9 protein-coding genes are annotated in these 10,535 nt (G+C 66.0%); 3 read left to right on the top strand and 6 right to left on the bottom strand.

What is annotated here, in order from left to right; genetic code table 11:
• Positions 1-1,151 precede the first annotated feature (1,151 nt).
• Both uvrB and ACIQ3B_RS11410 read right to left on the bottom strand, forming a co-directional pair.
• Complete coding sequence (uvrB, locus tag ACIQ3B_RS11415; RefSeq protein WP_397402632.1) at positions 1,152-3,389, bottom strand: excinuclease ABC subunit UvrB; 2,238 nt, start codon at positions 3,387-3,389, stop codon at positions 1,152-1,154.
• Between the two features lie 81 nt (positions 3,390-3,470).
• Positions 3,471-4,940 (bottom strand): hypothetical protein, encoded by a 1,470-nt coding sequence (locus ACIQ3B_RS11410; protein ID WP_397402630.1) that lies wholly within the window; start codon positions 4,938-4,940, stop codon positions 3,471-3,473.
• An 80-nt stretch (positions 4,941-5,020) separates the two neighbouring features.
• Here ACIQ3B_RS11410 and ACIQ3B_RS11405 point away from each other — a divergent pair, with 80 nt between their 5' ends.
• Positions 5,021-5,434, top strand: a complete 414-nt coding sequence (locus ACIQ3B_RS11405) for a cupin domain-containing protein (protein ID WP_397402628.1) — start codon at positions 5,021-5,023, stop codon at positions 5,432-5,434.
• On the opposite strand, the gene ACIQ3B_RS11400 is transcribed toward ACIQ3B_RS11405, so the two are convergent.
• The 4 genes from ACIQ3B_RS11400 to ACIQ3B_RS11385 are packed head-to-tail and all read right to left on the bottom strand — an operon-like array spanning position 5,431 to position 8,770.
• Entirely contained in the window at positions 5,431-5,964 is a 534-nt protein-coding gene (locus tag ACIQ3B_RS11400) for a Pycsar system effector family protein (protein ID WP_397402627.1), read from the bottom strand. The two genes, ACIQ3B_RS11405 and ACIQ3B_RS11400, sit on opposite strands and share 4 nt — an antisense overlap.
• Positions 5,965-6,013: 49 nt before the next feature.
• On the bottom strand, positions 6,014-6,613 hold the full coding sequence (locus tag ACIQ3B_RS11395; protein WP_397402625.1) for a nitroreductase family protein: 600 nt from the start codon (positions 6,611-6,613) through the stop codon (positions 6,014-6,016).
• A 28-nt stretch (positions 6,614-6,641) separates the two neighbouring features.
• Positions 6,642-7,439, bottom strand: coding sequence for a TIGR00730 family Rossman fold protein (locus tag ACIQ3B_RS11390; protein ID WP_397402624.1), 798 nt, complete (start codon positions 7,437-7,439; stop codon positions 6,642-6,644).
• A gap of 38 nt (positions 7,440-7,477) precedes the next feature.
• The gene (locus tag ACIQ3B_RS11385) at positions 7,478-8,770 is read right to left on the bottom strand and encodes a hypothetical protein (protein WP_397402622.1); all 1,293 of its coding nucleotides are present in this window, start codon (positions 8,768-8,770) and stop codon (positions 7,478-7,480) included.
• A gap of 41 nt (positions 8,771-8,811) precedes the next feature.
• On the opposite strand from ACIQ3B_RS11385, the gene ACIQ3B_RS11380 reads away from it, so the two are divergent.
• On the top strand, positions 8,812-9,555 hold the full coding sequence (locus ACIQ3B_RS11380; RefSeq protein WP_397402620.1) for a hypothetical protein: 744 nt from the start codon (positions 8,812-8,814) through the stop codon (positions 9,553-9,555).
• Positions 9,556-9,566: 11 nt separating this feature from the next.
• The gene (locus tag ACIQ3B_RS11375; protein ID WP_397402619.1) at positions 9,567-10,481 is read left to right on the top strand and encodes an alpha/beta hydrolase family esterase; all 915 of its coding nucleotides are present in this window, start codon (positions 9,567-9,569) and stop codon (positions 10,479-10,481) included.
• Positions 10,482-10,535 lie beyond the last annotated feature (54 nt).

Genomic DNA, 10,535 nt, shown 5'->3' with positions numbered 1-10,535 from the left:
GGCTCAGCGGCGACGACCACCTCTGGTTTCGAGACGAGGGAAGCCGATAGTGCCACCGGGCCTCCGGCAGTAGGCATATCGCTCGGTTGCAGTTCCACGACAGATTGCGACGTCGCCGGGAGACGGCAATCGCCCGCAGATCTGGCTATCTGAATCCAGTTGAAGGTCGCATTCTTTCTTGTCTCTTCGTTCTGGCTGAGAACTACCCTCGCCACCCCTTCCACCATCGCGCGTGCTGCGGCCGAATGGAAAAGGCGATTGACCACCGACTGGCGGGAGCGTGTCGGGCGTATACCCATGGCAATTCTCGCAGCCTCGCGGTGACCAGTAGTCCCAGAAGCTTGGCGATGTCGCCGCTAACTGAACGTAATGTCCGGCCCTGCCTTCCGTCTTCGGCAAGAGCGGCCCACCGCCGCCAGTACGGTATTCCTGATCGGGGCCGATGGACGCCGAGCTCCAAACAGCCCTGAGCTTTTCGGGAGCGGGCGCGGTTAGGCCTCGGGTGGCAATGTCAAAATCAAATGCAGCTCCGCTGCCGGGTTGCGAAAAGAAGTCGCTGTAAGCCGCCTCGGAGGCTGCCGCTCGCTCGGCCTCGATTTCATAGGGCGTCCGCAGGTACCATTGCCTAAGGGCCTCGCCTTTAAGGCGCGCAGGATCAACCTGACCAAAGGTCATTTACGCTCTCCTCATGTGGAAGTTTTCGGGCGCGCATGAGCGCGGTCGCAGCGGCAAGCCGCTGCGTTCAATAGTCTGGTGTTACGTGGTCTTGGTGCAGTGCCTTGTCCGCTATCAACGGGTGGCTCAGCGCAGTGATCGACGCCCCGGCATATTGCCAGAAAGCGCTCACTATCTCAAAAACAAAAACAGAACATTTCAATTATCGACGGTTCGGCGCAATCAAGAAGCTGCCGCTGGCCGCGTAGCTGCGCCGGCAAAGGATCGTCTTGCTCGCAGCGCAATTCCGGCTTAGCCGTCCAAAGGATCACAGGAACGCACTCTGCCAAAATGGCTATGTGACACGGATGTAGCGGGGCCGAGGTGAATCCGAGCCGTTCGCAGGTTTTCCACACCGCCATAGGGTTTCGCGATCTAAGGCCCGGCGTTAGCCGGGATGAGCGGTTGCGGGTCCTTCAGATTGGACGAACGGCCCGCTAGAGCCGCCCCTTCCGGAACCGCTCAGCCGCCTCGGCCCGCGCCTCGGCCTTGACCCGCTTCACGGCCCCGCGATCCGCCGTCTCGCCCTGCGGCGTCAGCATCTCATTGGCGAATTCCAGGTCCAGCATCTTCAGGCGCTTGATCTCGTCGCGCAGGCGGCCGGCGGTTTCGAACTCCAGATTGGCGGCGGCCTCGCGCATGCGGGCTTCCAGGTCCTTGAGCGTCGTCTTGAAGTTGTCGCCCATGAAGGGCTTGCCGTCCTCGGCGACGCCCACCGGCACGGTGACCCGGTCCTTCTCGTAGGGGCTGGCGAGAATGTCCTTGATGGACGACTTGATGCTGGCCGGCGTGATGCCGTGCTGCAGGTTATAGGCTTCCTGCTTCTCGCGGCGGCGCGCGGTCTCGGCCATGGCGCGTTCCATGGAGCCGGTCATGCGGTCGGCGTAGAGGATCACCCGGCCGTCGACGTTCCGGGCCGCGCGTCCGATTGTCTGGATCAATGAAGTCTCCGAACGCAGGAAGCCTTCCTTGTCGGCGTCGAGGATAGCCACCAGCCCGCACTCGGGGATATCCAGGCCTTCGCGCAGCAGGTTGATGCCGACCAGGCAATCGAAGGCGCCGAGCCTCAGGTCCCGGATGATCTCGATCCGCTCCAGGGTGTCGACGTCGGAGTGCATGTAGCGAACCCGCAGGCCCTGCTCGTGCATGTATTCGGTCAGATCCTCGGCCATTTTCTTGGTGAGGACGGTGACCAGGGCGCGGTAGCCCTGGGCGGCCACCTGACGAACCTGATCGATTACGTCGTCGACCTGGCTGAAGCCGTCCTTGTGGACCGGCTTGATCTCAACCGGCGGGTCGATCAGGCCGGTGGGACGGATCACCTGCTCGGCGAAGACCCCGCCGGTGCGCTCCATCTCCCACGGACCGGGGGTGGCGGACACGAACACGCTGTCCGGCCGCATGGCGTCGAATTCCTCGAACTTGAGCGGGCGGTTGTCGATGCAGGACGGCAGGCGAAAGCCGTATTCGGCGAGGGTGAACTTGCGCCGGTAGTCGCCCCGGTACATGCCGCCGATCTGCGGCACGGTCTGATGGCTTTCGTCGACGAACAGCAGGGCGTTGTCGGGGATGTACTCGAAAAACGTCGGCGGCGGCTCGCCCTCGCGGCGGCCGGTGAGGTAGCGGCTGTAGTTCTCGATGCCGGCGCAGGAGCCGGTGGCCTCGATCATCTCGATGTCGAAGGTGGTGCGCTGTTCCAGCCGCTGGGCCTCCAGCAGCTTGCCGTTGGCCACCATCCAGTCGAGCCGTTCCTTGAGCTCGGACTTGATCAGGTTGACCGCCTGCCGGAGTGTCGGACGCGGCGTCACATAGTGGCTGTTGGCGTAGATCTTCACACCTTCGAGATCGCCGGACTTCTTGCCGGTGAGCGGATCGAACTCGGTGATGGACTCGATCTCGTCGCCGAACAGGCTGATCCGCCAGGCGCGGTCCTCGTAGTGGGCCGGATAGATTTCCAGGGTGTCACCGCGACGGCGGAACGTGCCGCGCTCGAAGGCGGCGTCGTTGCGCTTGTACTGAAGCGCCACCAGGTCCCCCATCAGCTTCTTCTCGTCGATCCGGTCGCCCGGCTTCAGCGAGAAGGTCATGGCCGAATAGGTCTCCACCGAGCCGATACCGTAGATGCAGGAGACCGAGGCCACGACGATCACGTCGTCTCGCTCCAGGATCGCGCGGGTGGCCGAGTGACGCATCCGGTCGATCTGTTCGTTGATGGATGAGTCCTTCTCGATGTAGGTGTCGGTCCGCGGGACGTAGGCCTCGGGCTGGTAGTAGTCGTAGTAGGAGACGAAGAACTCGACGGCGTTCTCGGGGAAGAAGCTCTTGAATTCGCTGTAGAGCTGGGCCGCGAGCGTCTTGTTGGGCGCCAGGATCAGGGCCGGACGCTGGGTCTCCTCGATGATCTTGGCCATGGTGAAGGTCTTGCCGGAGCCCGTAACCCCAAGCAGCACCTGATCGCGCTCGCCGCCGTCGATGCCGCCTACCAGTTCCCGGATCGCGGTCGGCTGGTCGCCAGCGGGATCATAGGCAGACACCAGCTTGAATTTGCGCCCGCCCTCGCTCTTCTCCGGACGCACCGGGCGGTGCGGCTTCCAGAGCATGGGCATGGTGTTTTCGTCATAGTCGAACGTCGCGGACATATCCGAGACGCCCGCGGGTTCGGCGGAGCGGGGCATGAGGTTCAACTTAGGCGCTCCGGGCAATGATCGCCACATCTGCGCACAGGGCTACTGACAGCAGCCTGTCAGCATAGCCTCCTATCGTCCCGCTTCGAACGCCTTGAGCAGACGTTCATGTCGCCACTGTTCGCGGGCCTTGTCGCTGCCGGCCACGAGATCGGCGCAGGCGCCCCGGGGTTCGGCGCCTCCGATCTGGCCGGCGCAGGCGCGGGCGGGCTTGCGATAGACGTTGGGGTCCTGCCAGAGGCCCTCGCCGCTCAGGAAGCCGAAGGCGATGGCGTTGCGAGCCGAGGTCTTCAGGTCGGCGTAGGTGGCGCCCATCTTCAGCGCCAGCGCATAATCACCGGAGAGATCGCTGCGCAGGATGCCGGAGTCATCGGTGGACAGGCTGACCGGCACGCGGTTCTGCCGGAACCAGGTGAACGGGTGGTCCTCGGGTTCGACCTCAAGAATGACGCGGTTCGAGATCGGGTTCACCTCGATCAGTATGCCTTTCGCGGCCATCTCAGCGGCGACGGCCACCGCGTCGGTCTCGGCCGGAAGCCCCACGCCATGGCCGATCCGCCGGGCGCCCGCCACGCGCACGGCCTTGGTGACGTGGTCGCGCAGATCGTCGGGCGTCACGATGGCCAGAGTGACCTCGCCGGCGTGTAGCGCCACCGGCGTGTTGCGACCCTTGTCGGTGAGTTCGGCCACGATCTGCATGTGGGTGTCGTAGTACTTCACCGCGTCGGGGCTATCTTCCGGCGCGACCAGTTGCAGGCCGACCCAGCGCTTGTCGGCGGCGACGACGGCGACGCCGAGCTGGAGCTGCGCCATGGTCTGCTCGGGCGGACCCTGGCGGATGGCCTGGAAGAGATAGCGCACCGTGACCTGGCATCCCGGCTGGGCCCGCGGTGTGTCGCAGGCCATCACCTCGCGCGCCCGGGCCTCCATGGCGTTGGTGTCGGTGACGACAGCCGGAACCAGTTTCTCGAGCCCGGCTTCGGTGAGCGCCGCCTTCGTTGCAGCCGTATCACCCCGCCAGCCCACACGGGCGCCGAGCCCCCGGGACGCCGCGCCCTGGGGCGTCACCATCAGCTCGGAATAGAAGGTGTTCTGGTGGGCCAGTACGTTCAGAGTTTCGGCCAGAGCGTCGCCGGTGCGCCGGGGGGACTGGCCGCGTCGGCTGAAGGCGGTGAAGAACTGGTCGTGCCCGGACCGGTCCCGGAAGCGCGGGTGGCGAACCGTAAGGCTGTCGATCAGCGCCGAGCGCTGGGCCTCGTCGGCGACAAAGGCGGCGGCGGGCCGGTAGGTCTCGTTGGCGCAGGTCAGGCGGATCGCCAGCTCGGCCGGATCGACGCAGAGGCCATCCTCGACGGCCCAGGCGATCAGGTCCTCCGCCGGCGTGCCTCCGCCAAGGTGGTTGTGCAACTCGCCGCCCTTGGGGAAGGCGCGGAGGAAGACGGTGAGTTCGCCGGCCGTCATCCGGGAGAGGTCGGGCGCGGCGAGCGCGGCGCCGGCGGTGCTTAGGGCCGCCAGCAGACTGAGCAAGATTCGGGTGATCATGAGCCAAGCCCGCCTGATGAATGCGCTCGGGTCAAGCTTGAGGTAGCGCGCCGCTGCAGATTGCTTTCTGATCCGCGTCCATGACCCCCGCCCAGGACCTGATCCGCCGATTACGCCTCGAACCCCATCCGGAGGGTGGCTGGTACCGCCAGACCTGGCGTTCGGCGACCGCAATGCCCGATGGGCGGCCGGCGGGCACGTCCATCCTGTTCCTGCTGGAGCACGGCCAGCGGTCACACTGGCACCGGATCGACGCCGAGGAGCTGTGGATCTTCCAGGCCGGAACGCCGCTGAGGCTGTTGACTTCCGACGAGGGCGTCACGGTCGAGACGCGCCTGGGCCCCGGTCTTGGTGAGACGCTCCAGCACCTGGTGCAGACCGGGGAATGGCAATCCGCCGAGGCCGACGACGGCTGGACGCTGGTGGCCTGCGTCGTCACGCCGGGCTTTCGCTTCGAAGGTTTCGAACTGGCGCCCGAAGGCTGGGAACCCTAGAATTTTACCCCGACATAGGGGGCGACAAACGCCAGAAAGCTCAGCACCAGACCTGCCAGCAGGATGCGGTAGGCATAGGCCAGGAAGCGGTACTTCTTCTTCGCGAGAACCTGTCCGTTCTGGTAGATGTCGTGGGCGAAGGCCTCGTAGACTGTGCGGCTGTCCGAGACCACTTCCAGCAGCATGTCGACATACTCCGCCTCGGGAACCTGGGTGAAGGACCCGAAAAAAAGCACGTTGGCGGGACCGTCCGCGCGCGGCGGCGCCCGGGTGGACGGCAGCACAGCAATCACGGCCAGAAATGCCGAGACAAAGGCGGCCGCGCCCAGGATCAGCAACGGCGCCGGCTGGGCCACATTCTGGATCTGGCTGACGGTGATCGTGAAGATCACGAAGGTGGCGCCCAGCAGCATGCTGGCCTTCTGGTCGGCCATCTGGCTGAGCTGGTACTGGATCTGTTGCGCGGTGCGCAGCAGATAGACCCCCTCGGAGGCGTACTTCCTTGGTGTCTCCGGCCCGTTGTCCGTCATGCAGCCCCCCGAATCCTGAAGGCAATGTGACGGTCCCGGTGCGACAGGGCTAGAGCTTGAAGCGGCCCTCGAAAGCGATGCTCGACACGGGGTTACGCAGACTGGGAACCTCACGGGCCCGGAACGGCTCATCCAGGAGGCTCACGTCGCCGCGCCGACCGATGGCGATGGCGGCTTCCACCCGGAACTCGGCCTCATCGACGCCCAGCACCTCATAGGATCGCGGAATGTCAAAACCCACCATGCCGTGGGTGGCCCAGCCGCTGCGGCTGGCCTGCAGCGCCAGTCCGCCCCAGGCCGCGCCAGCGTCGAGGCTGTGGCTGTAAACCGGCGCCGGCGGCTGGCCCTCGACGCGGCGAAAACGGTCGGACACCAGGAACACCAGGACCGCGGCGTTCTTCGCCCACATCTGATTGAAGGGGATCAACAGGTCGAACAATCCGGCCCAGGCCCCGGTCTCGCGGTGAGCGTAGACAAATCGCCAGGGCTGGCCGTTGAACGCGGACGGCGCCCAGCGCGCGGCGTCGAACAGGGTCATCAGCTCCTCGCCGGGCATCGCCTCCCCGGTAAAGGCCCGTGGCGACCACCGCTCCAGGAACAGGGGATCGATGTCATACTCGGCGGTGCGGCCATTGGCGGATGTGGGCATGGGCAGGTGCGGGTCCGTGAGGGGTTGATCAGGCCAGCCCCATGGGGTCGGCCGGTGGCGCGTCATCCAGGGTCTCATGGGTCCGCAAACCATCAGCGGCGAGACAGGCCCAGACCTCTTCAGCCGTTTCCGCAAATTTGAACAGGTCTATGTCGCTCGCCGCGACCATGCCCGCAGCGATCAGCGCTTCGAAGTTGATCACGCTGCGCCAGTAGCCCTCGTCGAACAGGACGATCGGGATTGGCGGCGACTTGTCGGTCTGGCGCAGGGTCAGCACCTCGAACAGCTCGTCCAGGGTGCCAAAGCCGCCCGGGAACACGACCAGCGCATTGGCCCGCATGGCCAGGTGCATCTTGCGGATGGCGAAGTAGTGGAACCGGAAGGTGAGCTCCGGGGTCGACCAGGCGTTGGGTTCCTGTTCGTGAGGCAGGGTGATGTTGAGGCCGATCGAGGGTGCGCCCACGTCCACCGCGCCGCGGTTGGCCGCCTCCATGATGCCAGGCCCCCCGCCGGTGCAAATGACATTGTGGCGTTCCTTGCGGGCGGACAGATAGGCCCCGCCACGCTTTGAGGCGATCGCACCGAACTCACGGGCGGCGGCATACCAGCGCGGTTGCGGTTCCGGTCCGTCCTCGCGGATGCGCGCGCTGCCGAACACGACGATGGTCGAGCGGACACCCCAGTCGCGCAGGCCCTCATCGGCCTTGACGAACTCCATCATGAACCGCACCCCGCGCATGGAGGGGCTCATGATGAAATCCTGATCCATCGAGGCCAGCCGGTAGGTCGGCGAGGTGAACTGCGGGCTTTCGTGGGGGTCGGTCATGGCGTCATCCTGTCCGGGACACTCTGGGACAACGGGCGTTAACCCTTCGCGAGCGCCTCGGAGATCACCCGTGCAAAGGCTCCCGCGACCGGCGGGATCAGCGCCGCCGAAACGCAGCGCAGATCATCGTTGCGCGCATGGTGGAAACGGTGGCCACCAAAGATGCCGATGGCGGGCGTGTACCCGGCGCGCAGGATGTTGCCGAGCTCGCCTGCCGCGAGAGCCGGCTCGGCGGCGTAGGGCTGCTCCAGGCCCGGCAGACCTGCAAAGGCGGCGCGCGCCGACGACAGGATCGAGGGGCTCGCCAGCATGAAGCGTTGGGGGTCTGCGCTCGGCAGCGGCGAAAGGGCGGCGCCACGCTCATGCCAGTCGCGGGCGGCGACATTGGCGCCCAGATGGACCCAGAGCGCGGTCTTGTCAGGTTTGGGGGCGAGTTCCTGGATGAAGTGTTCGCCGCCGGCGTTCTCATACTCATGGCCGCTGGTGGAGATCAGGGCGATGTCGACGGGAAGTCGCGCCTGCGCCGCCCAACGGACCAGCAACAGCCAGGCGGCCATGCCGGAGCCGCGCTCTCCTGCACAGGCAAACCATCCGGACCGGGGCGTCGAGATCACCAGGGTCTTTGCGGAGCCGTTCTTCAGGGTGGCGGTGACGTTGAAGGCGGGCCGTCGGAACGAACGGCCTGACATTCGCAAGGTCGCTGTCTCCCCCTTCGCGGCGGCCAGCAGAAAAGGCCCGACATCTTTCGGCGCCATGACGGCTACGGGACCTTTGAACAGGGGCTTGTCCGGTGGCGCGTTCAGCGCGAGGGCCTCGCCGGTCGGTCCCGTGGTGACGATCACCACCGCCGTCGCGCCGGCGTCAAACGCGGCGGCCACACGCTGTGCGATGACGCCTACGGCGGTGGACCAGCGCGCGTGGGGCAGCACCACCAGCGCGAGGCCCGGACCACCCTTGCCAGACGCCGCCACGTAGAGTGGGCCGCTGACGCCTTCACCCGATGTCGGCATGACAATAGCCTGCGGGACAAGATCCGCCATCGCCGCGCCACAGGTCAGCACGGCCTCGCCTTGATAGGCCGGCACGTCGTAGGTCTGGCGCTGGCACGCGTAGCCCGTCGCCTTCAGCTCGCCCTCCAGCCAATTACCACTGGCCGTGTCGCCAGGGCCGCCCGACGCCTTGTCCCCGAAGCTCTGGTAACGCTCCAGGATCCGATGAGCCTCGGCTTCGTCGGGCAGGGCTTTGGCTCCGGCGGGGCTCGCGGCCAGCAAGGACGCGCTGGCGCCAAGAACGGCGCGACGGGATGCGGAGAATGGCGGGTCAGGTTCCATTTGCTCAGGCTAGCCCAAGCAAAGGGTGCACGCGAGACGGGTTGACGCACCCGCCGTCCACGGCGGAAGGTCTGGCGATGGAAACGATCCCGAGGCGCGGGCTGCTGGGGGCCGCCGCGCTGGCCCTGATCCCCACCCTGTCGCAAGCGGCGGAGCCAGCGATGTACGACTATCTATTCGTCGATCTCGACGACGCGGCCCCGGGGACTACGCCGACCCGCGCCTATGCCGATCACTTGCGCACCCGCACCGCCAGCCTGGCGGCGGCCGGCGGCGAGGTCGTGGGCTATTTCACGCCGCAACTGGGCTGGGTGGGACGCCAGGCGGCGTTGCTGGTCCGGTGGGCCGGTGACGTGAAGACCCGGGACCGGGAGCTCATCTCCCTGATGCGCGACAAGACCGTGCGCAGCGGCCAACGGGCAGAGCTGACGCCCACCGAGCGGCCTGGCCCGGCGGATCGACCGCAGCCGGGCGGCATCTATGTCCACCGCTGGTTTGTTGTGGAATCCCGGAGCGTGCCGGAGTTTGTGGCGCTATCGGTCGAAGGCTGGCGTGATTTCGAGGTGCGTTTCGACACGAAGATCTTCGGCCTGTTCACAGCCAAGCGGTCGGCCAATGATCGTCAGAGCGGCGTCACCCGTCTGCTGCTGATCACCCGATATGGCAGTCACGGCGTGTGGGAAGCCTCCCGCGACCCGTCCACAGCCGCCATGGCGGCTTTCGCGAGGCGCCAGGCGCTGACGAGGGATAGCTGGGCGGCCAGCACCCTGTTCGTTCCGATATAGGAAAGTCGCCCATGCTCGCTTTGGCTCCCAACCGATGGGTCTGGGCGCTTGCCGTCTGCGCCGCAGCGCTGTTTTTCCGAACGGCGGCTTATGCTGAATGTGGAGACCTCGCGGCGAGCGGGGCGCGGCAGATCGCGATCGGGGACCGCACCATGCTGATCCGCCTGCCGGCGGGCTTCGACTCGACAAGACGCCATCCGCTGCTTTTCGTCCTGCATGGCAGCAATGGAACGGGCGCAGGCTTTCTGGCCAGGTCGGGCCTTGAGACGACCTCGGACCGCCATGGCTTCATCATCGCAGCGCCCGACGGCGCCATTCCCGCCAATGGGGGTTATGCCTGGAACATCCCGGGCGTCCCGACCGTAACCGGCAAGGTTCCCACCGCAACGGACCCGGATGATGTGGCCTTCATTACCGCCGCTGTCGACAAGCTGATCACCCAGGCCTGCGTTGACCCATCCAGAATCTATGCCACCGGAATATCGGGTGGAGGCCGGATGTCGTCCTGGCTGGCTTGCGTCGCTGCAGACCGTTTCGCAGCGATTGCCCCGGTCGTCGGACTTAGGGCCGGGAATCCCATGCGTGGTCAGACCGGCAAGCCCGATCCCGCCACATGCCGCCCCTCGCGACCTGTGCCGGTGATCACGTTTGCTGGCGACAAGGACACCACCAATCCCGTTGAAGGCGGTGGGGCGTCGTATTGGCAATACTCAATGCATGAAGCCCTGGATCGGTGGGCCGTACTCAACCGTTGCTCCGCCGCGCCCCGGACCCGAAGGATCGCCTCGAACCTCACCGAGCAGCGCTACTCCGGATGCCGCGCCGGCGCCGATGTCGTTGCCCGCATGACCGAAGGCGGTGGCCATGTGTGGGTCGCGGACAACGAGGTGATGTGGGGGTTCCTGTCCCGCCATCACCGGCGCTGAAGGTACCCTCGATCATATGTTCAGAGAGGATGGCGGTCGGAAAACCGGTTCCCA

This window comes from Phenylobacterium sp., assembly GCF_044358365.1.
In the GTDB taxonomy this organism is placed as follows: domain Bacteria; phylum Pseudomonadota; class Alphaproteobacteria; order Caulobacterales; family Caulobacteraceae; genus Phenylobacterium.
The sequence above is the reverse complement of the archived record's forward strand: the minus strand, read 5'-3'. Positions and strand labels throughout refer to the sequence as shown.